This window comes from Microbacterium abyssi (genome assembly GCF_015277895.1).
GTDB lineage: Bacteria > Actinomycetota > Actinomycetes > Actinomycetales > Microbacteriaceae > Microbacterium > Microbacterium abyssi.
The window spans coordinates 1,544,832-1,568,537 of record NZ_CP063815.1 but is presented as its reverse complement, the minus strand read 5'-3'; the positions used below and the strand labels follow the sequence as shown (position 1 = coordinate 1,568,537).

The 23,706-nt window shown below is 68.4% G+C and carries 22 protein-coding genes; 9 read left to right on the top strand and 13 right to left on the bottom strand.

Annotated features, from left to right (window positions below):
* Positions 1–11: 11 nt before the first annotated feature.
* Genes rimM through rpsP form a run of 3 tightly spaced genes read right to left on the bottom strand, consistent with a single transcriptional unit; the run spans position 12 to position 1,283 of the window.
* Positions 12–653 (bottom strand): ribosome maturation factor RimM, encoded by a 642-nt coding sequence (gene rimM, locus IM776_RS07570; protein WP_194422365.1) that lies wholly within the window; start codon positions 651–653, stop codon positions 12–14.
* Positions 616–846, bottom strand: a complete 231-nt coding sequence (locus tag IM776_RS07565) for an RNA-binding protein (RefSeq protein ID WP_147038582.1) — start codon at positions 844–846, stop codon at positions 616–618. The genes rimM and IM776_RS07565 overlap by 38 nt, the downstream gene beginning before the upstream one ends.
* Positions 847–851: 5 nt before the next feature.
* Positions 852–1,283, bottom strand: a complete 432-nt coding sequence (gene rpsP / locus IM776_RS07560; protein ID WP_194422364.1) for a 30S ribosomal protein S16 — start codon at positions 1,281–1,283, stop codon at positions 852–854.
* 168 nt (positions 1,284–1,451) lie between these two features.
* Between rpsP and IM776_RS07555 the strand changes: the two genes are divergently transcribed.
* Entirely contained in the window at positions 1,452–2,636 is a 1,185-nt protein-coding gene (locus tag IM776_RS07555) for a glutamate--cysteine ligase (protein ID WP_422730942.1), read from the top strand.
* Positions 2,637–2,663: 27 nt separating this feature from the next.
* On the opposite strand, the gene glpK is transcribed toward IM776_RS07555, so the two are convergent.
* Positions 2,664–4,163, bottom strand: coding sequence for a glycerol kinase GlpK (gene glpK / locus IM776_RS07550; RefSeq protein ID WP_194422362.1), 1,500 nt, complete (start codon positions 4,161–4,163; stop codon positions 2,664–2,666).
* A 97-nt stretch (positions 4,164–4,260) separates the two neighbouring features.
* Positions 4,261–5,223: a sugar-binding transcriptional regulator gene (locus tag IM776_RS07545; RefSeq protein ID WP_194422361.1), complete on the bottom strand. Its 963-nt coding sequence runs from the start codon at positions 5,221–5,223 to the stop codon at positions 4,261–4,263.
* Between the two features lie 85 nt (positions 5,224–5,308).
* On the opposite strand from IM776_RS07545, the gene IM776_RS07540 reads away from it, so the two are divergent.
* Positions 5,309–7,021 (top strand): glycerol-3-phosphate dehydrogenase/oxidase, encoded by a 1,713-nt coding sequence (locus IM776_RS07540; protein ID WP_422730945.1) that lies wholly within the window; start codon positions 5,309–5,311, stop codon positions 7,019–7,021.
* Between the two features lie 30 nt (positions 7,022–7,051).
* On the opposite strand, the gene ffh is transcribed toward IM776_RS07540, so the two are convergent.
* Together ffh and IM776_RS07530 are read right to left on the bottom strand one after the other, a co-directional pair.
* Entirely contained in the window at positions 7,052–8,602 is a 1,551-nt protein-coding gene (gene ffh / locus IM776_RS07535; protein ID WP_194422359.1) for a signal recognition particle protein, read from the bottom strand.
* Between the two features lie 74 nt (positions 8,603–8,676).
* The gene (locus IM776_RS07530) at positions 8,677–9,264 is read right to left on the bottom strand and encodes a TetR/AcrR family transcriptional regulator (protein ID WP_228479966.1); all 588 of its coding nucleotides are present in this window, start codon (positions 9,262–9,264) and stop codon (positions 8,677–8,679) included.
* A gap of 78 nt (positions 9,265–9,342) precedes the next feature.
* On the opposite strand from IM776_RS07530, the gene lipB reads away from it, so the two are divergent.
* Entirely contained in the window at positions 9,343–9,996 is a 654-nt protein-coding gene (lipB, locus tag IM776_RS07525) for a lipoyl(octanoyl) transferase LipB (RefSeq protein ID WP_194422357.1), read from the top strand.
* The gene (gene lipA, locus IM776_RS07520; RefSeq protein WP_194422356.1) at positions 9,993–10,985 is read left to right on the top strand and encodes a lipoyl synthase; all 993 of its coding nucleotides are present in this window, start codon (positions 9,993–9,995) and stop codon (positions 10,983–10,985) included. The genes lipB and lipA overlap by 4 nt, the downstream gene beginning before the upstream one ends.
* 109 nt (positions 10,986–11,094) lie before the next feature.
* Here lipA and IM776_RS07515 read toward each other — a convergent pair whose 3' ends face one another.
* The 3 genes from IM776_RS07515 to smc form a co-directional block, all read right to left on the bottom strand.
* Positions 11,095–11,595: a DUF2004 domain-containing protein gene (locus tag IM776_RS07515; RefSeq protein WP_194422355.1), complete on the bottom strand. Its 501-nt coding sequence runs from the start codon at positions 11,593–11,595 to the stop codon at positions 11,095–11,097.
* A 21-nt stretch (positions 11,596–11,616) separates the two neighbouring features.
* Complete coding sequence (gene ftsY / locus IM776_RS07510; protein ID WP_194422354.1) at positions 11,617–12,492, bottom strand: signal recognition particle-docking protein FtsY; 876 nt, start codon at positions 12,490–12,492, stop codon at positions 11,617–11,619.
* A 132-nt stretch (positions 12,493–12,624) separates the two neighbouring features.
* Complete coding sequence (gene smc, locus IM776_RS07505) at positions 12,625–16,176, bottom strand: chromosome segregation protein SMC (protein WP_194422353.1); 3,552 nt, start codon at positions 16,174–16,176, stop codon at positions 12,625–12,627.
* Positions 16,177–16,674: 498 nt separating this feature from the next.
* Between smc and IM776_RS07500 the strand changes: the two genes are divergently transcribed.
* The 5 genes from IM776_RS07500 to IM776_RS07480 all read left to right on the top strand — a co-directional run bounded on the left by IM776_RS07500 (position 16,675) and on the right by IM776_RS07480 (position 21,273).
* Positions 16,675–16,959 (top strand): hypothetical protein, encoded by a 285-nt coding sequence (locus tag IM776_RS07500; RefSeq protein ID WP_194422352.1) that lies wholly within the window; start codon positions 16,675–16,677, stop codon positions 16,957–16,959.
* 15 nt (positions 16,960–16,974) lie between these two features.
* Complete coding sequence (locus IM776_RS07495) at positions 16,975–18,066, top strand: GNAT family N-acetyltransferase (protein WP_194422351.1); 1,092 nt, start codon at positions 16,975–16,977, stop codon at positions 18,064–18,066.
* Entirely contained in the window at positions 18,063–19,151 is a 1,089-nt protein-coding gene (locus tag IM776_RS07490; RefSeq protein ID WP_194422350.1) for a GNAT family N-acetyltransferase, read from the top strand. The genes IM776_RS07495 and IM776_RS07490 overlap by 4 nt, the downstream gene beginning before the upstream one ends.
* 110 nt (positions 19,152–19,261) lie before the next feature.
* The gene (locus tag IM776_RS07485) at positions 19,262–19,957 is read left to right on the top strand and encodes an ABC transporter ATP-binding protein (protein ID WP_194422349.1); all 696 of its coding nucleotides are present in this window, start codon (positions 19,262–19,264) and stop codon (positions 19,955–19,957) included.
* The gene (locus tag IM776_RS07480; RefSeq protein WP_194422348.1) at positions 19,954–21,273 is read left to right on the top strand and encodes an FtsX-like permease family protein; all 1,320 of its coding nucleotides are present in this window, start codon (positions 19,954–19,956) and stop codon (positions 21,271–21,273) included. The genes IM776_RS07485 and IM776_RS07480 overlap by 4 nt, the downstream gene beginning before the upstream one ends.
* A gap of 2 nt (positions 21,274–21,275) precedes the next feature.
* On the opposite strand, the gene IM776_RS07475 is transcribed toward IM776_RS07480, so the two are convergent.
* The 3 genes from IM776_RS07475 to rnc are packed head-to-tail and all read right to left on the bottom strand — an operon-like array spanning position 21,276 to position 23,705.
* Positions 21,276–22,109, bottom strand: coding sequence for a PhzF family phenazine biosynthesis protein (locus IM776_RS07475; protein WP_194422347.1), 834 nt, complete (start codon positions 22,107–22,109; stop codon positions 21,276–21,278).
* 47 nt (positions 22,110–22,156) lie between these two features.
* Positions 22,157–23,020, bottom strand: a complete 864-nt coding sequence (gene mutM / locus IM776_RS07470; RefSeq protein ID WP_194422346.1) for a bifunctional DNA-formamidopyrimidine glycosylase/DNA-(apurinic or apyrimidinic site) lyase — start codon at positions 23,018–23,020, stop codon at positions 22,157–22,159.
* Positions 23,013–23,705: a ribonuclease III gene (gene rnc / locus IM776_RS07465; RefSeq protein ID WP_194422345.1), complete on the bottom strand. Its 693-nt coding sequence runs from the start codon at positions 23,703–23,705 to the stop codon at positions 23,013–23,015. The genes mutM and rnc overlap by 8 nt, the downstream gene beginning before the upstream one ends.
* Position 23,706 lies beyond the last annotated feature (1 nt).

Sequence of the window (23,706 nt, the reverse complement as noted above, 5' to 3'; positions counted from 1 at the left end):
GTAGCGATCGGTCACTCGGCGGTGTCGCCCTGGCCGTTCGTCTCGTCGGCCTCCGCGAGCTCCTCGAAGAGACCTGCGGGAGGCGTGACGATGACGCGTCCGGCGGCGATGTCGACGGCCGGCACGATCGCCTCGACGAACGGGACCATGACCTCGTCGCCCTGACTCGAGCCGGTGGACGGCTTGACGATGAGCAGGTCCTGAGCAGGGAGGTGCTCTACGCGCACGAGCTTGCCGATGACCACGTCATCACGCACGACATCGAGTCCGACGAGCTGGTGGTCGTACCAGGCATCGTCCTCGGGTTCATCGGCGTCCTGATCGATCCAGAGGATCGCGCGCACAAGAGCCTCGGCACCCTCACGATCATCGACGCCCTCGAAGAAGACCACCGGATTGCCGTTCATCACGCGGTACTCGCGGACGGTGATGGACTTGCCGTGCCACGGAGATGCCTCGGGCACCTGCAACGTGAACTCGGCACCCGGCACGAAACGGCGCTCGGGGTTGTCGGTGTAGAGCTCCAGCTTGAGTGCGCCCTTGAGACCATGCGCCTTGACGAGGCGGCCGACCCTCAGCTGGTTCTTGCCCTGGTTGCCGTCGCTCTGGGCCACGTCAGTCGTCCGCGACGTCAACACGGACACGCTGTCCATCCGCCAGAGCGGAGATGAGCGTGCGCAGTGCCTTCGCGGTGCGGCCGCCGCGCCCGATCACGCGTCCACGATCATCGGGGTGCACACGCACCTCGAGGAGGTCGCCTCGCGGCGAGGTGGAGGCAGTGATGCGGACATCGTCAGGGTGATCGACGATTCCCTTGACGATGTGTTCGAGCGCGGCGGCGAGCACAGCGATTACTCTGCGTCGGTGGCGGGAGCCTCAGCGGCCTCCGCGTCGGCGGCGGGGGCCTCCTCTGCGGGAGCCTCCTGCTTCTTCTCCGCCTTGGGCTTGACGACGGACTTCTTCGCCGAGTCGATCTCGAACGGAGCCTTGGGCTCTGCGACCTGGACGGTGGACTTCGCGTCCTTGTCGCCCTTGAACTTGCCCCAGTCCCCGGTGAGCTTGAGGATGGCGGCGACCTGCTCGGTCGGCTGGGCGCCGACGGAGAGCCAGTACTGCGCGCGCTCCGAGTCGACCTCGATGAACGAGGGCTGCTCGGTCGGGTGGTACTTGCCGATCTCCTCGATCACGCGGCCGTCGCGCTTGGTCTTCGAGTCGGCGACGACGATGCGGTAGTAAGGCGCGCGGATCTTGCCCAGGCGCTTGAGACGAATCTTTACAGCCACGATTCTCCTGAATGGTGTGGAAGGAACGAACTGGTCGCCTGGAGAGTGGGGTGCACACCCGGCGGAAGCTCAGAATGGGTGGACGCGATCTGGATAGAGGGTCGAGAACGTCGTCCGACCCTCTATTCTGCCAGATCCCGACCGCGGGCGCGAAACGTCGCGAGCCGCATGTCGGGAGTCGCAGGCTCGGCGTGTCAGACTGTGCTCGTGAAGCAGGAGTTCGCGCAGTCATCTCGTTCGACCGTAGGGCTCGAGTGGGAGATCATGCTCGCAGATCCCGACACCGGCGACCTCGTCGGGCGGGCGCCTGAGCTGCTCGCCGCGCTCGAGGACGAGAGCGCGCCGGAGCGTCACACCGTCACCGGCGAGCTACTCACGAACACGATCGAGGTCACCAGCGGCGTCGGCGAGGACGTGGCGCACGCCGTGGGCGACATCGCCGCGGCAATCGCCGCCGTCCGCGCCCGCACGGACCCCGCCGGCATCGAGCTCCTCTCGGCCGGAAGCCACCCGTTCGCACAGTGGTTCGACCAGAGCGTCACCGACAAGACGCGTTATCACCGGCTGATCGAGCGGACGCAGTGGTGGGGCCGGAACATGATGATCTGGGGCATCCACGTCCACGTCGGCGTCGAGGAGCGCGACAAGGTGATGCCGATCATCGGCGCCCTCTCCGCGTATCTACCGCACCTCCAGGCGCTCGCGTCCTCGAGCCCGTTCTGGGCCGGGGAGCGCACGGGCTACGCCTCCAACCGTGCACTCGTGTTCCAGCAGCTGCCGACGGCAGGACTCCCCTGGCCACTGCAGACCTGGGCGGACTTCGAGCGCTATCTGGACGACATGGTGCGCACCGGTGTGATGGCCGACGCCACAGAGGTGCGCTGGGACATCAGACCGGCACCCCGCTGGGGCACGATCGAGGTGCGCGCTTGCGACGGACTGTCGACTCTCGCCGAGCTTGCGTCGGTCGCGTCGCTCGTGCAGGTGCTCGTGGAGCACTTCTCCCGACGGCTGGATGCCGGTGAGCGCCTCCCGACCATGCCTTCCTGGTTCCATCGTGAGAACAAGTGGCGTGCCGCCCGATACGGACTCGATGCCCGCGTGATCGTCGATCAGAACGGAACCCAGCGCGAAGTGCGCGAGCACCTCACCGACCTGCTGGACACGCTCGCCCCCGTCGCCGTCGAACTCGGCTGCGACGACGAGTTCGCCGCGACTCGGGTCATGCTCGACTCAGGTGCCAGCTACGAACGCCAGCTGCGCGTCGCCGATGCCACCGGCGGCGATCTTCGCGAGGTCGTCCATCACCTCATCCGCGAGTTCCGCTCGGGACCGGGCGCCCCGGTCGTCTGATCGGTCAGCGACTCGCTTGATCGCGCGTCAGTCCGCGTCGACCCAGTCGAAGGTGCGGGTGACGGCCTTGCGCCACCGGGCCAGCAGGCGGGCGCGCTCGTCCTCGTCGGTGCTCGGAATCCAGCGGGCGTCCTCCTTCCACATGCCGCGCAGGGTATCGAGATCGGCCCAGACGCCGACGGCGAGACCCGCCGCGTAGGCGGCGCCGAGGGCAGTCGTCTCGATGATGGCAGGGCGGATGACGGGAACGCCGAGCACCTCCGCCTGACACTGCATCAGGGTGTCGTTGGCCACCATCCCGCCGTCGACCCGCAGCTCCTCCAGCGTCACGCCGGTGTCGGCGGCGACGGCATCCAGCACCTCGCGCGTCTGGAACGCGACCGCCTCGAGCGCGGCGCGCGCGATGTGGCCCTTGTTCGCGAACCGGGTCAGTCCGAGGATCGCGCCGCGCGCGTCAGGCCGCCAGTACGGAGCGAACAGACCGGAGAAGGCGGGGACGATGTAGACGCCGCCGTTGTCCTTGACGCTGAGCGCGAGCTTCTCGACCTCAGGTGCCTCGTCGAACAGGCCGAGGTTGTCGCGAAGCCACTGCACGAGCGAGCCGGTGACCGCGATGGATCCCTCCAGCGCGTAGCGGGGAGCCTCGTCGCCCACCCGGTAGGCGACCGTGGTGATCAGTCCGTTCTCGCTCTCGACGATCTCCTCGCCGGTGTTCACGATGAGAAAGTTCCCTGTGCCGTACGTGTTCTTCGACTCCCCGCGGTCGAAAGCGGCCTGGCCGAACGTCGCGGCCTGCTGGTCGCCGAGGATCGCGGCGATCGGGGTGCCGTCGAGCGCCGTCCCCTTCGCCGAGCCGTACACCTCGGAGGACGAGCGGATGCCGGGCAGCATCGCGCGCGGCACGCGGAACGCCGCGAGGAGATCCTCGTCCCAGTCGAGCGTGCGCAGGTCCATCAGCAGCGTGCGGCTGGCGTTGGTCGCATCGGTGGCGTGGACGCCGCCGTCGGGCCCGCCGGTGAGGTTCCACAGCACCCAGGTGTCCGGTGTGCCGAACAGCAGGTCGCCGCGCTCGGCGCGCTCGCGGGCGCCGTCGACATTCTCGAGGATCCAGGCGATCTTGGAGGCCGAGAAGTAGGTGGCAAGCGGCAGCCCGGTGACCTCGGCGAACCGCCGGATGCCGCCGTTCGCTGCCAGCTCGTCGATCAGGGGCTGCGTGCGGGTGTCCTGCCACACGAGCGCGTTGTGAACAGGCTCGCCGGTCGTGCGATCCCAGACGATCGCGGTCTCGCGCTGATTCGTGATGCCGATCGCGGCGACGTCCGAGGCCGGGATGCCGGCGGCCTCGATCGCCTCTTCGATCACGTCGCGGGTGTTGGTCCAGATCTCGGCGGGGTCGTGTTCGACCCAACCCGCCTCGGGGAAGATCTGCTCGTGCTCGCGCTGGCCAGTGGCGACGATCGCGCCCTTGTCGTCGAAGACGATGGCCCTTGTGCTCGTGGTGCCCTGATCGATGGCGACGATGTGCATGTGTGTTCTCCAGCCGGTGACGGCGCTGTCTGGTCTGCACCACAGCCTAGGAGAACGGCGGCCGCATACCCGACCGCGGCGCACGAACGTGCACAGGTCACCCGTCGACGAGCTGCTCCGCCAGATGCTCGTCGAGCACGAGATCGGTGATCAGCCGCGCGGCGATCGCGCCGCGCAGGCTCGCCAGCTTCTGCACGCCGGCCACGACGCAGATCCGCCTGGAGACGCGCGACAGGACGGGGAAGGCAGGACCGGTGGCCCGACTGTTCAGCGCGATGTCCTTCGAGCTGCCGTCCTGACGGTAGAACACCGTCGCCACGTCGCCGACGACCCGCTCGTCACGCAGGGTGCGGTAGTCGGCGCGATCGAGATATCCGCCGGCGTACACCCGACTGGGCACCTCGGCGAACGGCGAGCCGAGCCCGAAGAGCACGGCGTCGGCACGCGCTTGGAGCTCGAGCACCCGTCGGGTGCTGCGCTCGCGCCACATGGCGTCCTTCGTGTGCGGATCGTCGAAGAAGGCCGGAACCGGGAACTGCTGCACGGCGGCGCCGAAGGCCTGACCGAATCGGTACAGGATCTCACTGGCGTAGTCGACACCGCTGGTGAAGGTGTTGCCGGCGCCGTTGAGCTGCACGACGGTGGAGTTGTGGGTCTCCTTCTTCGGCAGGTGACGGCTGATCGCATCGAGCGTGGATCCCCAGGCGATGCCGAGCGTCATGTTCGAGTCGAAGTACAGCGGCAGCTGCCGTGCCGCGCTCATCGCGACCCGTTCGAACCGCTCGACGTCCGACAGCGTCTGCGGCGACGGCACGACGTGCGCCGCGATTCCGAAGCGCGCTCTGATCGCCTCCTCGAGCCGGAGCTCCTGCTCCTGGGGCGGATGGAGGCGCACTTCCACGAGACCGGTGTCGCGCGCATGGCTGAGGAGCCTGGACACCGACGACCTGGACGTTCCGAGCTCTCGCGCGATGGCATCCATCGTCATGTCCTGCAGGTAGTACAGCTGCGCGGCGCGCAGCGCGGAACCCGCCTTCGGGTCCGCAGATCTGTCGGGCATCGTCTCTCCTTGCACGTTCGTGCAACCGCCTTGCGCAGGTGTGCTGACCGGCTCAGGATATACGGTGAAGGCCCACCGAGGAGAGATGATGAGCGCTGTCAGCACACCGATCGACCGAGAGAGCGTCCGCGCGGCGCGCGAGCGGGGACGCACGAGCGTCATCGTCATCGGAGCAGGCATCAACGGCATCTCCACGTTCCGCGATCTCGCAATGCAGGGCATCGACGTCCTGCTCGTCGAGCGGGAGGACTTCGCATCCGGTGCCACCGCCGCATCCAGCCACATGATCCACGGCGGCATCCGGTACCTCGAGAACGGCGAGTTCCGTCTGGTCAAGGAGTCCGTGACCGAGCGCAACGGTCTGCTGAAGATCGCGCCGCACTACGTCAAGCCGCTGCAGACCACGATCCCGATCTACTCGACGTTCTCCGGCATCTTCTCCGCTCCCCTGCGGTTCCTGAGACACCAGCAGGGCAAGCCGCAGGAGCGCGGCGCCTTCCTCATCAAGATCGGGCTCACTCTCTACGACACGTTCTCGCGCGACGGCGGCAACGTCCCGCGTCACCGGTTCCTCGGGCGCAGGAAGTCTCTGGAGCAGCTGCCGAAGCTCGATCCGAAGATCAAGTACACCGCGACGTACTACGACGCGTCCGTCCATGACCCCGAGCGTCTCGCCCTCGACGTCCTGCGCGACGGCGAGGCGGCGCACCCGGGCGCCCACGCGCTGAACTACATCGAGGCGGTCGGTCTCGACGACGCCGGTCTCCGGTTGCACGACCGCGAGACCGGCGCCGAGTTCCACGTGCAGGCGGATGTCATCGTGAACGCCTCCGGTCCGTGGACCGACCTCACGAACGAGGCGCTGGGCACCGGCACCGCTTTCATGGGCGGGACGAAGGGCTCGCACATCGTGCTCGATCATCCCGAGCTGCTCGAGGCGACCGGCGGCCGCGAGATCTTCTTCGAGCATTCCGACGGCCGCATCGTCCTCATCTACCCGCTCAAGGGCCGGGTGCTCGTGGGCACCACCGACATCGAGGCGGACCCTCGCGAGCCCGCGCGGTGCACCGACGAGGAGGTGCAGTACTTCTTCGATCTGATCGGGCACGTGTTCCCGACGATCGCCGTCGACCGCTCGCAGATCGTGTACCGGTACTCCGGCATCCGGCCGCTGCCCAATCACGACGACACCGCTCCCGGCTTCGTCTCGCGTGACTATCGGATCGAGCGGCGCAAGGATGCCGGCACCCCGGCGGTCTTCAGCCTCGTCGGCGGCAAGTGGACGACGTTCCGCGCGCTCGGCGAGAACCTGGCGAACCACGTGCTCGACGAGCTCGGACGCCAGCGGGTCGTCAAGACGGCCGGCGTCCGGATCGGCGGCGGGAACGGCTACCCTAAGACCCCGCGCCGCAAGCTCGAATGGCTCCGCGACAACGTCGGCGACGACGAACGCGGACGTGTGCTGTTCACCCGATACGGCACGCGCGCCGCCGAGGTCTCCGCGTTCATCGCCGACGGGCACGACTCGCCGGTGGTCGGCGACCTGCTTTCGAGCCGCGAGCTGTTGTGGATGGTCGGGAACGAGCAGGTCCGCCACGTGGGCGACGTCGTGTTCCGCCGAACGAGTCTCGCGTTCACCGGAGAGGTGGATGCGGGCGACATCCGTGCGATCGCCGAGGAGCTCGCCCCGCACCTGCGTTGGGATGCCGCGCGCGTGGATGCCGAGGTCGACGACACGTCGGCGCAACTGCGCGAGGCGCACGGAGTCGATGTGGCAGAAGCAGCAGCGACGGTCTGAGCGGCCGCACCGGGTCGAAGCTCCTCCGCCTCAGCCCTTACCGAACAGCTTCTGGATCTCGGCGAGGTCGGCCTCGCTCGGCGCCTTCTGACCGCCGAGCCCGAAGCCGGATCCCGTCGCAGGACCGGTCGGCAGGCCGGCGTTCTCAGCGGCGCGCTTGGCCGGGTTGCCCGACCGCGATCCGCCCTTCGCCTTGCCCTTCTTGCCGCGCTTGGATGAGGCACCGGGGCGCCCCATTCCGGGCACCGGGCCCATTCCGGGGATGTTCGGGGTTCCGCCGCGCGCGACGGTCTTCATCATCTTCGCTGCCTGGTCGAAGCGCTGCACGAGCTGGTTGACGTCGGTGACGGTCATGCCGGAGCCCTTGGCGATGCGCAGGCGGCGCGAACCGTTTAGCACCTTCGGGTTACGACGCTCGCCCGGCGTCATCGAGCGGATGATGGCCTCGGTACGGTCGATCTCCTTCTCATCGAAGTCGTCGAGCTGCTGCTTCATCTGGCCCATGCCCGGGAGCATCCCGAGCATCTTCTTCATCGAGCCCATCTTCTTCATCTGCTGAAGCTGGTCGAGGAAGTCCTCGAGGGTGAACGCCTCGTTCGCGAGCTTCTCGGCGACCTTCTGCGCCTCTTCCTCATCGAAGGCCTGCTGGGCCTGCTCGATGAGCGTGAGGATGTCGCCGAGGTCGAGGATGCGGCTCGCCATGCGGTCGGGATGGAAGGGCTCGAGGTCGTCGAGGCCCTCGCCGGTGGAGGCGAAGATGATCGGACGACCGGTGACAGATGCGACCGAGAGCGCGGCCCCACCGCGGGCGTCGCCGTCGAGCTTCGACAGCACGACGCCGGTGAAGTCGACGCCCTCCTGGAAGGCCTTCGCCGTGTTCACGGCATCCTGGCCGATCATGGCGTCGATGACGAACAGGACCTCGTCGGGATTCGTCGCCTTGCGGATGTCGGATGCCTGTTTCATGAGTTCGGCATCCACACCGAGCCGGCCGGCGGTGTCGATGATGACGACGTCATGCTGCTGGCGGCGCGCGTGCTCGACGCCGGAGCGTGCGACCTTGACGGGGTCGCCGACGCCGTTGCCGGGCTCCGGGGCGTAGATCGTGGCGCCGGCCTGCTCGGCGACGACCTGCAGCTGATTCACGGCGTTCGGGCGCTGGAGGTCGGCGGCGACGAGGAGCGGCGTGTGGCCGTCCTTCTCGAGCTGCTTGGCGAGCTTTCCGGCGAACGTCGTCTTACCCGATCCCTGCAGGCCGGCGAGCATGATCACGGTCGGCGGGGTCTTGGCGAACTCCAGCCGACGCTGTTCGCCGCCGAGGATGCCGACGAGTTCCTCGTTGACGATCTGCACGACCTGCTGCGCGGGGTTCAGAGCCTTGTTGACCTCATCGCCGAGAGCACGCTCGCGCACCTTCCCGGTGAAATCCTTGACGACCGCGAGGGCGACGTCGGCGTCGAGCAGAGCGCGACGGATCTCGCGGACGGTGCCGTCGACATCGGCCGCGGTGAGCTTTCCCTTCGTGCGCAGATTGCGGAAGGTCTCGGTGAGGCGATCGGAGAGCGTGCCAAAGGTAGCCATGGTGCTCTCGATTCTACGCGAGCGCCGGGTGCGCGCTCAGCGCGGCGCGAAGCGTGGATCCTTCCGCGGGCTGCTCAACTTCGCCAGGGCAGATCGTGGACGCTGCGCAGGGCGTCCTCCACGAGCGACTCCGGCGTGCTGTGGCCGGCGCCGCGCTCTGCCCATACGCGCAACGCGGACAGCACGGCCGTCGCATGCGCGGCGCCGAGGATGTCCGCCGTGATCGCCGCGATGCCGCTTCGCCGCGCGGCATGTGCGATCCCGTCCGCGAGACGCGCACTGCGCAGGCCCGTATCCCGGACAAGCTCATCCTCCAGCCCCATGGCCGACGCGTTGCGCAGCGCAAGAGCCAGCGGATCGGGAGCGAAATCGTGAACCACGCCGCGCAGGATGCCGCGCACGGCTTCGGCGTCAGCATCCGCTTCGAGCGCGGTGAGCCCCACGAGAGCCTGATCGATGCGCGCATCCAGCCCCGACCACAGGACGTCTGATTTCGAGGAGAAGTAGTTGAAGAAACTCGACCTGCTCACCCCGGCACGCCGGGTGATGTCGGCGACGGACGTCGCCTCATACCCCTGCTCGAGGAAGAGCTCGCACGCCGCCTCCGAGAGCGTCTCCCGCGACGACGCGCGGGGGCGTCCCGGGCGCGGTTCATTTCTCACCCTCCCACCGTACCGTGGCCGTTCCACCGACTCCGGATGTATTGTTAGACGGCATCCAATAATGCACGGAAGGCGATCATGCTCGACATTCTCACTGCGGGACTCTCGCCGCAGCTGGTCCCCTATCTCGCCGGCTGGGAGCTGCAGCGGCAGGTCCACCATGATGTCGTCGAAGGCACGCGACCGGACACCCTGATCCTCCTCGAGCACGAAGCCGTCTACACCGCGGGCAAGCGCACCGAGCCGCAGGAGCGCCCTCACGACGGCACGCCCGTCATCGATGTCGACCGCGGCGGCAAGATCACCTGGCACGGTCCAGGTCAGCTCGTCGGCTACCCGATCGTCCGCCTGCCCGAGCCGATGGACGTCGTCGCCCATGTGCGCCGCCTGGAGCGCGTGCTCATCGAGATCCTCCGCCCTCTCGGCGTCGACGGCTACCAGGTCGAGGGACGCAGCGGCGTCTGGGTGCGCCGGCCGCTCAGTGAAGACAAGATCGCCGCGATCGGCGTCCGCGTGCAGAACGGCGTGACGATGCACGGCTTCGCGATCAACTGCGACAACACGCTGAGCGGATTCCGCGGGATCATCCCGTGCGGAATCACCGACGCCGGCGTCACGACCGTCAGCGAGGTGGTCGGCCGCGACATCTCCCCCGCCGACATCGTCACCGCCGTCGCCGAAGCGTTCTCCACCGAGTACGCGGATGCCGAATACGAAGGAGCCCCTGCATGACCGCCGCCGCACCCGAGGGACGCAGACTGCTGCGCCTCGAAGTCCGCAACGCCGAGACGCCGATCGAGCGCAAGCCCGAGTGGATCAGGACCAAGGCGAAGATGGGCCCGGAGTACCAGGCGCTGCATTCGCTGGTAAAGGACGAGGGCCTGCACACCGTGTGCCAGGAGGCGGGCTGCCCGAACATCTTCGAGTGCTGGGAGGACCGCGAGGCGACGTTCCTCATCGGCGGCTCGCAGTGCACGCGGCGCTGCGACTTCTGCCAGATCGACACAGGCAAGCCCGACGCCTACGACACCGATGAGCCGCGCCGGGTCGCCGAGAGCGTCACGCGCATGGGCCTGCGCTATGCCACCGTCACGAGCGTCGCCCGCGATGATCTGCCCGACACGGGAGCCTGGCTGAACGCCGAGACCGTGCGGCGCATTCACGCCGAGAATCCGAACACCGGGGTCGAGCTGCTCGCGAACGAACACAATGGCGACCCCGAGTTCCTGGGGCAGATCTTCGAGGCCCGGCCCGAGGTGTTCGCACACAATGTCGAGACCGTGCCGCGGATCTTCAAGCGCATTCGGCCCGCGTTCAAGTACGAGAGGTCGCTGAACGTGATCACGCAGGCGCACGACGCCGGTCTCATCACCAAGTCGAACCTCATCCTCGGCATGGGCGAGGAGCCGGAGGAGGTCGTGCAGGCGCTGAACGACTTGCACGCAGCGGGCTGCGACATCATCACGATCACGCAGTACCTGCGCCCGACGCCCCGGCACCTGCCGGTCGCGCGCTGGGTGAAGCCGGCGGAGTTCGTCGAGTTCAAGGAGGAGGCCGAGCGCATCGGATTCCTCGGCGTGCTCGCCGGTCCCCTGGTGCGCTCGTCGTACCGCGCCGGCCGGCTGTGGGCACAGTCGATGATCTCCAAAGGACGGGAGATCCCGCCGCACCTGGCGCACATCGCCGAGAGCGCCGACCTCGGATTCGCCCAGGCGGTCTGAGCGACCGCGACGTCGCCCCGAATCAGGAGAAGTTCCTCAGATCAGGACGGTGCGCCGAAACGCTCCAGATCCCGAGTCAGTGTCCTGATCTCGGCGCGGTGCATGAGGGCTAATCGGCGCTCATGACCGACTGCACACTGCCGTCGGAGGCGAGGTTCACGAGCAAGACGTCGTCGGTCTCATCCGCGTCGAGCGCATACTCGAGCACCGCGAACGGCTCGGAACCGCCGTGCTCGTCGGCGAGGATCGTCATGCTCATCAGGCGGAGCGAACGGATGATGTCGACCGAGTCGTCCCCGCTGACATCGACGAGCATGTCCGGGAGCTCTTCGCCGTAGGCCTCCTGCTGCTGCAGGATGTACTCCGTCACCTCGCTGGTGCGGTCGTCGACTTCGGCGAGCATGCCTCGCCGTGCTGTGGCATCCACGTTCTCGATCCCCGAGATCAGCGCGGCCGCGATGTCGAGGGCGTCCGGGGAGATGTCGTCCTGATCGGGCGCGGTGAGGTCGACGGTCACCGTCTGATCGCCGAGATCCACCGTCTCGCTCCAGAAGATCGATCCGTCCGGACCCGAGGACAGCAGTCCGAAGTAGTCGTGTTCGATCGCCATAACGCTATGAAACCAGTCCGATCACTGCCCGACAAGGGATGCCACGAAGACGTGCGGCGTGAATCCGGTGAGGTCGTCGATCCCCTCTCCCTGGCCGAGGAGTTTGACCGGGATGCCGGTGCGTTCCTGCACCGCGAGGACGAAGCCGCCCTTGGCCGAACCGTCGAGCTTCGTGATCACGAGCCCGGTCACTCCTGCGTGCTGCAGGAAGGCCTCCGCCTGCATGACGCCGTTCTGGCCGGTGGTGGCATCCAGCACCAGCAGTACCTCGCTGATCGGTGCCTGCTTCTCGATGACCCGGCGGATCTTCGACAGCTCGTCCATCAGCCCGCCCTTGGTGTGCAGGCGCCCGGCCGTGTCGATGATCGCGATCTCGATGCCCTCGCGCTGCGCGAACTCGATGGTCTGATAGGCGACGGATGCGGGATCCTGTCCCTCCTGCTGCGGACGGACGATCGCCGCTCCCCCGCGCTGCGCCCAGGTGGCGAGCTGGTCGACGGCCGCGGCACGGAACGTGTCTGCGGCGCCGACGACGACGCTGCGCTGGTAGCTGCGGAGGAACTTGGTGAACTTGCCGATCGTGGTGGTCTTCCCGACGCCGTTGACACCCACGACGAGAACGACCGCGGGACGCTCGGTGAGCTTGAGGGTCGTATCGAACTTCGCGAAGTGCTCCTCGAGGGTCTCCTGCAGCATGCGCTGAAGGTCCTTCGGGTCGGTCGTCCGGAAACGCTCGACCTTGTCCCGCAGTTGGTCGACGATGCGCTCGGTGATGTCGGGACCGAAGTCGGCGGTGATCAGCGCGGTCTCCAGGTCGTCCCACGTGCTCTCGTCGATCGTGGGCTTGACGAACATGCCGCGCAGTGCGCGGCCGAGGGACCAGGACTTCTCCGCCATGTCCCCAGCCTACGGCCCTCGCATGTTCCGGAGCGCCGGGGAAACGGAGACCGGTTGGCGTGTCGACGGCGTGTCGACGCAGGACACGCTGAGGCCGACCGTGTTGCTCTGGGTTTTCCAACCCAGCCGCCTTCAGCTCGCGGCGGCCGCGCGGTCGCCGACGCGCTGACCGACGACGGCGGAGACGCCGTCCTGGCGCATCGACACGCCGTACAGGGCGTCGGCGATCTCCATGGTGCGCTTCTGGTGCGTGATGACCAGCAGCTGCGAGCTCTCACGCAGCTGCTCGAACACGCTGAGCAGTCGTCCGAGGTTCGCGTCGTCCAGGGCCGCTTCGACCTCGTCGAGGATGTAGAACGGGCTCGGCCGCGCCTTGAAGATAGCGACCAGGAGCGCCACGGCGGCCAACGACCGCTCGCCGCCGGAGAGCAGCGAGAGACGCTCGATCTTCTTCCCCACAGGCCGCACCGACACCTCGATGCCCGTGGTGAGCATGTTGTCAGGGTCGGTCAGCGAAATGCTCCCGGATCCACCGGGGAACAGCAACGGGAAGACCTCGCCGAAGGCCTGCTTGGTATCCTCGAACGCGCTCGCGAAGATCGTCTGCATCCGCTCGTCGAGATCGGCGATGATCGTCAGCAGATCCTCTCTGGTCTGCGTCAGATCGGCGAGCTGTTCAGTGAGGAAGGCATGACGCTGCTCGAGCGCAGCGAACTCCTCGAGGGCGAGCGGATTGACGCGGCCGAGTTGCGTCAGCTTCCGCTCGGCTTCTGCGAGCCGCCGCTCCTGCATACGTCGGTCGTATGGGATTGCCGTCGCGTCGACCCCGTCCATCGCGCCCGGATCGACATCCGCCAGCGGGTCGCGCGGCACGAGCTCGTCCGGCCCATATTCCGCAACGAGAATATCTTCGTCCAGGGCGAGCTCTGATGCCACGCGCTCCAGGAGGCTCGTCAGGTGAAGCTTCTTCTCGTGGATCTGCAGCTCGAGACCGTGCACGCTCTCCGTGAGCCCGGCGAGGCGTTCGCGCAGCGCAGTCTCCTGTGCACGGAGCGTCGTGAGTTTCTCGTTCTGCGCAGACCGGGCGCTCTCCGCCTCACTGAGCGCCACGCGCGCCTCCGTGACCGAGCGGTCCAGTGAGTCGAGGATGCGCGGCAACTCGGCGGCGACTCCCGCAGCAGCCTCGCGCTGAGCCCGCCGGATCACGGCTCGGCGTGCGGCCTCGGCCGCGGCATCCCGCTCCTGTTCGCGCTGACGCTCGAGGCTGGTCACCCGCGCCTGCGCCGCACGCACGCGCTCGCGCAGCGTCTCGATCTCGAGGCGCGCACGCACCTCGCCTTCGCGTGCGGACTCCAGAGACTCGAGCAATCCGTCACGGGCCGACGCGTCCAGCACGGGACGGGGCTTGGCCTCGGCCGCTTCGAGTTCGGTCTTGGCCGCGGCCGCGGCCGACTCGGCATCCGCCACGGCCGACTGCGCCTGCGCGAGCCCGGACTCCAGGCGCTCGCACTCCGCGACGGCGGATTCGTGCCGGACGGTGACGCGGTTCACCTGCTCGGCGTGCGTGGCCAGCGCCGCATCGTGCTCGCGCAGGGCACGCAATGCGTCCTTCGCGTGCCGGCGTGTCGCCTCGACCCGCTCTGCGCCGTCCTCGCGGGCTTCACGCAGCGAGTCGACGATCACGCGCACTTCGGCGAGGCGCTCCTGCGCTGCATCCCGTTCGGCCGCGAGTTCGAGGCGCGAGCGCTCTCCCCCGGCTCCGGTGCGCAGCGTCTGCGCAGTGACGACGTCTCCCCCGGTCGTGACGATCGTCACGAACGTGTCGCCGAGCGCATCCAGCGCTGCACGCGCACGCTCTGCTGCGGCGAGGTCTTCGGCGATGAGCACGTGGGCGAGCACCCCGAGAACACCGACCGGAGCGGTGACCACCGAGGTCGCCGAGGTGACGCCGGCCACCTCAGGCAGCTGGGCTGCGGGACCCGCGGCATCCGCGATCACGAAGTCGACCACGCCGCGTCCCTGCTCGGCGGACGATGCGGCCAGCGCGAACGCGGCATCCGCGTCGTCGACCAGAACACCCTCGGCCAGCGGACCGAGCACAGCTGCGATCGCCGCTTCGTATCCGGCGGTGACCTGCACGGCGTCCCCGACGAGGCCGCGCACGCCTGGAGCGCCGGATCTCACGACTTCAGCCGCCCCGCCGGACAACGACAGAGCGCTGCTGAGCGCTGAGGCCTTCGCCGTCAGCGACTCGGCCTCGCGCTCGGCCGAGTGCAGCCGTTCGCGCAGGCCCTCGAGCTCGGTCTCGGCCGCGGTCGCCTCCCGCTGCGCGGTCTCGTACGCGGCGGCGTGCTCGGCCGCGCTCCCCTCCGGCGCTTCGGCGCCGTCGATCTGCTCGAGAGCGTCGGCCGCTTCGCGGCGGCGCTCGTTCGCGGCTTCCAGCGCGTTCTCCTGCCGGAGAACGGCACCGCGGACGGCGGCGAGAGCGGATGCCGCGGCCTCCGCGGTTCCGCGCAACGCGGTCAACCGCATGTCGTGCTCGGACACCAGGGCGCTCTGCTCGGCGATGTCGACGTCGAGCGTGTCGAGTTCTGCCCGTGCGTTCACGACCTCGCGGCTCGCGGCCGACGCGGCATCCTGCGCGTCTCCCAGGCCGGACGAGATCACGCTGATCTCCTCCTTGGCCTCGTCGATCGTCGCCTGCGTCACCGTCACGGACGCGACGGCGGCGTCATCCTCCTCGGAACCGAGCAGCGCGAGCCGCTGGTTCGCCAGGGTGTAGAGCGACCGCATGCGCTCCTGCACCTGCTCGAGCCCGAAGGCGATCCGGCGCGCCTCATCCACGGCCACGGAGTTCTGATCGGCCTCGAGCTTCGCGATCCCGGCGCGGACCGTATCGGCCTGCTCGGTGAGCACGAGACGCTCGGTGTGCCGCTCCTGCTCGGTGCGGGCGTGGTCGCTGAGTGAGGTCCGCAGCGCGACGACGTCGTCTGCGAAGATCCGGGCCTTCGCGTCGCGGACGACGGCGGCGATGGTCTGGGCTTCGCGGGCGATCTCGGCCTGGCGTCCGAGGGGCTTCAGCTGGCGGCGGATCTCACCGGCGAGGTCGCTGAGGCGCGTGAGGTTCGCCTGCATCGCGTCGAGCTTGCGGAGGGTCTTCTCCTTGCGCCGACGGTGCTTGAGGATGCCGGCGGCCTCCTCGATGAAGCCGCGGCGATCCTCGGGCGACGCCTGCAGCACCGTGTCGAGGCGGCCCTGACCGACGATCACGTGCATCTCGCGGCCGAGCCCGGAGTCGCTCAGCAGTTCCTGCACGTCGAGGAGCCGGCAGCTCGAGCCGTTGATGGCGTACTCGCTCGATCCGTTGCGGAACAGCGTGCGGCTGATGGTGACCTCGGCGAACTCGATCGGCAGGGCACCGTCGCTGTTGTCGATCGTCAGCTGCACCTCCGCCCGGCCGAGCGGCCCGCGCGTCGACGTACCGGCGAAGATGACGTCTTCCATCTTGCCGCCGCGAAGCGTCTTCGCGCCCTGCTCTCCCATGACCCAGGCAAGACCGTCGACGACGTTCGACTTGCCCGACCCGTTGGGGCCGACGATGCAGGTGACGCCGGGCTCGAAGACGAAGGTGGTCGGCTGCGCAAAGGACTTGAAACCCTTGAGCGTCAGGCTCTTCAGATGCACGGGCGCAGCACCCTTCGGGCGAGAGGTCGTCCAGCGAGAATCACGCCGTAACGCTACCGGAATCATGCGGTTCTCCCGGCATCCCGCGCGGGAGAGGCAAGGATCGCCCGGCACCGCGACACGCCGGTGGCAGAACAAATGCTTGACGCTCGCACAAATCAGGCACTAGCTTTGGCAACCGGATCGCTCACGAAAGGAGGACGCTCATGATTACCATCAACACCGCAACGGCCGCAGGCTTCGATACTGCGCGCGCTGCGCATCTGGCGTCCTCGACTTTCGACATCCGACGTAGCGCGCTCGCATAGAACTGCAGCCCGAGATCTCTGCCTCCGCAGGCTGATCTCCGCCGGTTCCCGCCGCTCCCGCATCGGTCGACATCGTCGACCCTCTGCATCCCGATGTCTCCATCTCTTGAGACCTCTCGCCACTGCGCCCGCCCATTGCGGACTCCGCGCACAATCCCCCTCGAAACACTCGAAAGAAACGAGCACTCTCGTGAGTACCGACATGCTGCTTCGCAGCACCCTTCACCCGCCGTGTCCCCAGGACCAGGAAGTCCTCGAGGTCACCGTACCGGCCGACCGCCGTGAGCTCGCGCTCACAGATCGGCTCTCGCTGCGCCTCGGCCTGTGGCTGCTCCTGCGCGCCGAGCGCTCGCGTCGCAGAGCCGCACGCACCATCAGCCATGAGCAGATGATGCTGCTGCGGGAGAACCGACGCACCATGGAGCGCGAGGCGCTCACGATGCTCACCCACGGCCTGCAGCGCTTCCCGCGCTGAGATGAGGAGAACTCCGTGAGCATCCGTCTCACCGCCACCGCGACGCTGCATCCGCTCGTGCTTCCGGCACGGGCGGATGCAGCGCCCACCGACATGATCCGCACGTACGCGGACGTGCGCAACAGGTCCATCCACGACGTGACCGGACGCACGGAGGACGCCGCGACCGCCGAATCGCTGCTGCCGATGCTCCGCTCGAACCCCGAGGTGACGCGCAGCCAGTGGTATGTGCGCGACGGGGATGAGATGGTCGGCGTCGCGACGCTGAACATCATGGCCGACTCGGGCGGCAGCACCGCGATCACGATCATCAGCCTGCTGCGCTCCGTGTGGGGCCGCGGCATCGGCAGCGCCGTCCTGCCGCACATCGAGAAGACGGCTCGGGATGCCGGAGTGACCCGCCTGATCGTATGGGTGGAGCATCCGGCATGCGACGAGCCCGTCCTGCCCTCGCCTACCGGTTTCGGCGAGATTCCGCGGGACCACCACGCGCGCTTCCTCCTCCGGCACGGCTTCACGCTGGAACAGGTGGCGCGCGTGAGCATGCTCACCTGGTCGGATGCGCAGGCCGCACACATCCGAGCGCTCCGCGAGGACGCAGAGCACCGAGCCGCCGGATACCGCGTCGTGCAGTGGTCGCTGCCGACGCCGGCAGAACACGTGGCTGGCTACGCCTGGATGAAGGAGCACATGTCCACCGATGTGCCGGATGCCGACCTCGGCATGCCGACCGAGAAGTGGGATGCCGACCGCGTCGCGCGACACGACGATCGTTACCGGCAGCGCGGCACGACCGTGCTCGTCACGGCGGTCGAGCACATCGCCACGGGTGAGCTGTGCGCGTACAACGAGCTGGCCATCGAGATGGATGAGCCTGCGTCGACGTCGCACCAGGAGGACACCCTGGTGCTGGCATCCCATCGCGGGCACCGACTGGGGATGCTCGTGAAGGCCGCAGGCCTGCTCTCCTGGCGCGAGCTGCACCCGGACTCCCCCGGCATCATCACCTACAACGCCGAAGAGAACCGTCCGATGCTCGACATAAACGAGGCCATCGGATTCGCGCCCATCTCCTACGAGGGCGCCTGGAAGAAGGAACTGAGATGACCCTGCTCGCCGAAGAGCTGACGATCACCGCGATGGTGATCCCCGCATCCGTGGATGCACCGGACGCCGAGGAGTTCCTCGCGATGGTGGATCTCGCCAACGAGGTCTGCGTCGTGGATGCCGCGACGAACGACCTGCACGAGCAGCCGGAGGAGATGCTGCCGCGCTGGCTCGACCGCTCCGACGCCACGTACCGGGGCTACATCGCTCGTCGTGGAGACGCCATCGTCGGCGCCGCCTATCTGAAGACCTCGAACGAGGCCGGAAGCACGACGGCGGAGGCGGACATCATGGTCGTCCCGCCGCACCGGGCGTCCGGCGTCGCACAGGCGCTGCTGACCCGTGTCGAGGACGAGGCGAGGCTGCTCGGCCGCGCGCTGCTGCAGGTGTGGACCCTGCATCCGGCCACCACCTCGGATCGCATGCTGACACCGGCGACAGGTCACGGCCGCGTCGCGGCGACCGAACTGAGCGATCTGTTCGCGGACAACGGGTACACGATGGAGCAGGTCGAGCGCACCAGCACTCTCGCGCTGGACGACGACCTCTCGCTCGCCGAGCGCATGCTGGTCGAGGCGACGGCCCTCGCCGGTGACGACTACCGCGTGATCGCCTGGACTCTGCCGACGCCGGAGCACCTGCGCGAGGGATACGGTTACGTGATCTCCCGGATGGCGACCGACGTGCCCAGCGGCGATCTCGTCTTCGAGGAGGAGAAGTGGGATGCCGCGCGCGTCGTACGCCACGACAGGGTAATCGCAGATGCCGGACAGCTCCTTTCGGTGACGGCGGTGGAGCACGTGCCGTCAGGTCGGATCGTGGCGTTCAACGAGCTCGTCATCGGGCCGGATCGATCGGGCGTGACGCACCAGTACGGCACCCTGGTCGTGAAGGAGCACCGAGGGAAGCGCCTCGGCACCATCGTGAAGTGCGCCAATCTTCTGCGCTGGCGGGAGATCGCGCCGCAGTCGCCGAAGATCTGCACCTTCAACGCCGAGGAGAACCGTCCGATGCTCGACATCAACGAGGCCATCGGGTTCGTCCCCGCCTCCTACGCGGCGGGATGGCAGAAGCAGCTGCACTGACGCGCCCTCCCGCGCGGCCGGCCGGAGATCATCCTTGCGGTGTATCTTCGGCCGGTCATCTGCGTCCACAGGCGGACGACACCGCGATGCCGGCCGAAGAGGCTGGATGCATGAACTCTCCCGTCATCCAAGCCCAGTCCCTGACCAAGGCCTTCGGTGCCACCACCGCGCTCGCCGGAGTCGACCTCGCCGTGCAGCGTGGCGAGTCCGTGGCGATCATGGGGGCTTCCGGGTCCGGAAAGACGACGCTGCTGCACGTACTCGCCGGGATCACCGCTCCGGATGCCGGACGCGTCGTCTTCACACCGGCATCCGCACCCGCCACCGAGATCACCGGCCTCGGCGAGAGCGCGCGATCCCGCCTGCGACGCGAGTCGTTCGGCTTCGTCTTCCAGCAGGGCCTGCTGATCCCCGAACTCACGGCGATCGAGAACGTGGCACTGGCGCTGATGATCAACGGGACGCCGCGGAAGCCGTCGATCGAGCACGCCGCCGGCTGGCTGGCCGCCCTCGGACTCACCGGCATGGAGGATCGCCGCATCGGCGAGCTCTCCGGCGGTCAGGCGCAGCGCGTCGCGATCGCCCGCGCGCAGGTGACAGGAGCCGAGATCGTCTTCGCCGACGAGCCCACCGGCGCACTGGATTCGCGCACCTCTGCCGAGGTGATGGATGCGCTGCTCTGGTCGACCACCGGACAGGGGCGCACGCTCGTCGTCGTGACGCACGACGCCACCGTCGCCGCGCGCTGCTCCCGCACGATCCAGGTGCGCGACGGCCTCGTCATCCCCACGGAGGTGTCCGCATGAACCCCCGGGTCCTGGCGCTGCTGATGCGCCCGGCGCCCGGCGGCGGTGCCGTACTGGCTCTTCCCGTCGCGGCATTCGGGATCGTCACGGCCCTCGTGCTGACTGTCGTCGGCGGTGCCCAGACCTTCTGGAGCTGGACCGACCAGGATGCGGGTCTCTACCAGGCGCTGGCGGCGATGGCCCTCGTCCTGCTGGTCGTGCCGCTGCTCGGCCTCGGCGGAGCGGCAGCCCGGCTGTCGGCGCGACGGCGCGACGAGCGCCTGTCCACACTGCGCCTCCTCGGCGTGTCACCGGGCGGCGTTGTGGCGGCGACGGTGATCGAGTCCGTCGCGATCGCAGCGGTCGGCGCGCTCGCCGGTCTGATCGGCTATCTCGCGCTCTCCCCCGCGATCGGCGCCATCCCGTTCCGCGGCGAGGCGCTGGGATGGGGCGCGGTACTGCTTCCGCCTGCGGCTGTCGCGATCGTCGTCGGCGGTGTGCTCCTGCTGGCCGGTGCCAGCGCCGTCATCGGGCTGCGCCGAGTGGTTATCTCACCGCTGGGCGTGCGGACTCGCGCGGATGCTCCGCGAGCCCACTGGCTGCGGGCGGTCGCCGCCGCGGTCGTCGTCGGGATCGCCGTGCTGGGCATGCAGGTCTTCCCCGGCATGGCAGGGATGCTGGTGACGATCGTGGTCGTCGCGGGACTGTTCGCCGCCGGTCTCGCCGTGCTCAATCTCATCGGTCCGTGGGCGCTCTCCGTGCAGGCGCGCATGCAGCTCCGGCGTGCGGAACGTCCCGAACGTCTGCTCGCGTCGCGACTCGTGCTCGAGTCGCCCAAGTCCGCGTGGCGTCAGGTGAGCGGCGTCGCGATGGCGAGTTTCATGGCCGTGTTCGCCGGCACCGCCGTGTCGCTGATGGACACGATGGGTGCGTCCGGCGACGCAGGGGATGCGGCACTGGTCGTCGACATCCGCACCGGGCTGATCATCACCCTGGTCGGCTCGTTCCTGATGGTCGCGTCGTCGGTCGGGGTGAACCAGGCAGCCGAGATCCTCGATCAGCGCAGTCTGCACGTCAGTCTGCATCATCTGGGAATGCCGTTGGACACGCTGGAGCGCGCCCGACGGCGTGCCGTGATGTCTCCCCTGCTGCTCACGTCGCTCGGCTCGGCGCTGTGCGCGGCCGTGCTCGTCTTCCCGCTGATCGGCATCGCCCTGATCGTCGCGCCGCTGTCGCTCCTGACGATCGCTGCGGTGATCGCTCTGGGTATCGGCGTGGTCTGGCTCGGCACCCGTGTCACGAGACCGCTGCTGGCTCGTTCGTTCGCCGAGGCGTGACGTCATTCAGCCGGGATGCTCCTGGCGGTGCCGCTCACCCGCACGCCGCCCTCGCCTGAGGTATCCACTTCGAGAAGGCACGGCTGAGCCATGTCCTCGCCCTGCAGCACCGTGAAGCAGCCGTCTTCCGGCAGCAGGTCAGCTGCGCGCAGCAGCCCGCCGAGGGCACCGGCGGCCGCGCCGGTCGCCGGGTCCTCGACGACTCCACCGATCGGGAAGGCGTTGCGCGAGTGGATGAGGGCAGGCGAGTCGCGGAAGAGGAGACTGACGGTGCCCCAGCCTTCTCGCAGCATGAGCGCCCGGAGGGCTTCGAAGTCGTAGTCGAGCCGGGCGAGCCGCTGTCGGGATCGCGCCCACAGGATCGGGTGCCACAGGCCGCCGAACGCCAGGCTGTGCGGAAGAGTCGGGTGGAGATCCTGCGCGCTCCATCCGAGCGTCTCGCACAGTTCCGGAAGCGCCTCGAGTGCCGCGGTCGCGGGCGTGACCGTGGTCAGGGTGGCCCGCAGCCCGTGCTCACCGACCGCCACTGCCACCGGGATCTCTCCGACGTTCGAACTCAGCAGCACGTCTCCCGCGCCGAGCTGCTTCTCGGCCAGCGCGACAGCTGCCGCGACGGTCGCGTGTCCGCAGAAGTCGACCTCCGCCTTGGGGCTGAAGTAGCGGATCGCATACTCGCGTTCGGTGCGCGGGAACAGGAACGCGGTCTCGGAGTAACCGAGCTCTCCCGCGAGTGACAGCATCTCCGCGGCATCCATCGAGGACGCGTCCAGAACGACACCGGCGGGGTTGCCACCGCCGTTCGGAGTGGGGAACGCGGTGTAGCGAAGCGGGTTCACCGGCTCAGATTACAAGCCCCTGGTGCAAGGCTCGAAACGCGGAGGCGTCACCGCCGGCGCTGGCAGCGCGGGCAGTAGTGCGAGCTGCGGTTCATGAACGCGTCGCGGCGGATCTCGCCGCCACAACGCGGGCAGGGCTGACCGGTGCGACCGTACGCGTTGAGGGAGTGCGCGAAGTAACCCGCCTGCCCGTTCACGTTGACGTACTGCGCGTCGAAGCTGGTTCCGCCTTCGGCGAGGGCCTTATCGAGCACCAGGCGCACTTCGCCGAGCAGCCGTCGCACGGCCTGCGCGGAGAGCGTGCGTCCGTGCGCCTCGGGATGGATCCGTGCGGCCCACAGCGACTCGTCGGCGTAGATGTTTCCGATGCCGCTGATGAGTGTCTGGTCGAGCAGGACCCGCTTGATCGCGCTGGCACGGCGTCGCACGGCGGCGATGAACGCCGCGTCATCGAAAGCGGCATCCAGGGGGTCCCGGGCGATGTGCTGCACCTGGGTCGGGACAAGATCCGCTCCGTCGGGCACCAGCGCGTCGACAGCGAGGGACCCGAATGTGCGCTGATCCGCGAACGCGACGGTCAGATCGCCGTGCCGCGGATGCGAGATGCCGATGCGGATGCGCTCATGTCGCTCCTGCGGCGCATCCGGGGTGCGCAACAGCAGTTGTCCGCTCATCCCGAGGTGCGCGGTGAGTGCCGCGGCGGAGCCTGCGAGCGGCAGCCAGAGGAACTTGCCTCGGCGGGATGCGGCGACGATGGATGCGCCTTCCAGACGTTCTGCGAAGTCGGCGGCACCGGCCGGATGCCGCGTGAGGGCGCGCTCGTCGTGGACGGCGACGCTCGTGATCCTCGCGCCGATGACGGCGGGTGCGAGGCCGACGCGGACGACCTCGACCTCGGGGAGCTCAGGCACGCTCGCTGAGGGCGCGCCAGACGCTGAGGGCGCCGGCCATCTCCGCCGTCTTCTTGCTCGTGCCGTCGCCGGTCATGCTGACATCGCCGACGGTCACCGTGGCGGTGAAACGACGATCGTGATCGGGGCCCCTGGCTGATACGAAGTAGGTCGGCGGCGCGGCGCCGAGCCTCGCAGCGAGCTCCTGCAGGCTGGTCTTCGGATCCATCGCCGCGCCGTAGCGCTCCGGGTCCTCGAGCAGCGGCGCGGTCAGGCGCAGCACGAGCTCGGTCGCCGCCTCGGATCCCGCCGACAGGTAGGTTGCGCCGAATACGGCTTCCATGGTGTCCGCGAGGATCGAGTCCTTGTCGCGGCCACCGGTCTGCTCTTCCCCGCGTCCGAGCAGAAGGTGATCGCCCAGGCCGATGCCGCGGGCGACCTCTGCGAGGGCGACGGTCGACACGACGCTCGCGCGTCGCTTGGCCAGCTGCCCCTCATCGAGATCCGGATGAGTGGTGAACAGCATGACCGTCACCGCCTGACCGAGCACCGAGTCCCCGAGGAACTCGAGGCGCTCGTTGTGCGGGATGCCGCCGTGCTCGTACGCGTACGAACGGTGGGTCAACGCCAACGCAAGCAGCTCAGGGTCGATGTCGACCCTGAGCTTAGCTGCGAGCGGCGCCGTCCCTCTCGGGACTTCTGTCACG

Excerpts from the sequence above, each read along its gene's own strand:
- rimM (WP_194422365.1), bottom strand. The coding sequence starts at position 653 with ATGGACAGCGTGTCCGTGTTGACGTCGCGGACGACTGACGTGGCCCAG.
- IM776_RS07555 (WP_422730942.1), top strand. The coding sequence starts at position 1,452 with ATGTCGGGAGTCGCAGGCTCGGCGTGTCAGACTGTGCTCGTGAAGCAG.
- glpK (WP_194422362.1), bottom strand. The coding sequence starts at position 4,163 with ATGCACATCGTCGCCATCGATCAGGGCACCACGAGCACAAGGGCCATC.
- IM776_RS07545 (WP_194422361.1), bottom strand. The coding sequence starts at position 5,223 with ATGCCCGACAGATCTGCGGACCCGAAGGCGGGTTCCGCGCTGCGCGCC.
- IM776_RS07540 (WP_422730945.1), top strand. The coding sequence starts at position 5,309 with ATGATGAGCGCTGTCAGCACACCGATCGACCGAGAGAGCGTCCGCGCG.
- ffh (WP_194422359.1), bottom strand. The coding sequence starts at position 8,602 with ATGGCTACCTTTGGCACGCTCTCCGATCGCCTCACCGAGACCTTCCGC.
- lipB (WP_194422357.1), top strand. The coding sequence starts at position 9,343 with ATGCTCGACATTCTCACTGCGGGACTCTCGCCGCAGCTGGTCCCCTAT.
- lipA (WP_194422356.1), top strand. The coding sequence starts at position 9,993 with ATGACCGCCGCCGCACCCGAGGGACGCAGACTGCTGCGCCTCGAAGTC.
- IM776_RS07515 (WP_194422355.1), bottom strand. The coding sequence starts at position 11,595 with ATGGCGATCGAACACGACTACTTCGGACTGCTGTCCTCGGGTCCGGAC.
- ftsY (WP_194422354.1), bottom strand. The coding sequence starts at position 12,492 with ATGGCGGAGAAGTCCTGGTCCCTCGGCCGCGCACTGCGCGGCATGTTC.
- IM776_RS07490 (WP_194422350.1), top strand. The coding sequence starts at position 18,063 with ATGACCCTGCTCGCCGAAGAGCTGACGATCACCGCGATGGTGATCCCC.
- IM776_RS07485 (WP_194422349.1), top strand. The coding sequence starts at position 19,262 with ATGAACTCTCCCGTCATCCAAGCCCAGTCCCTGACCAAGGCCTTCGGT.
- IM776_RS07480 (WP_194422348.1), top strand. The coding sequence starts at position 19,954 with ATGAACCCCCGGGTCCTGGCGCTGCTGATGCGCCCGGCGCCCGGCGGC.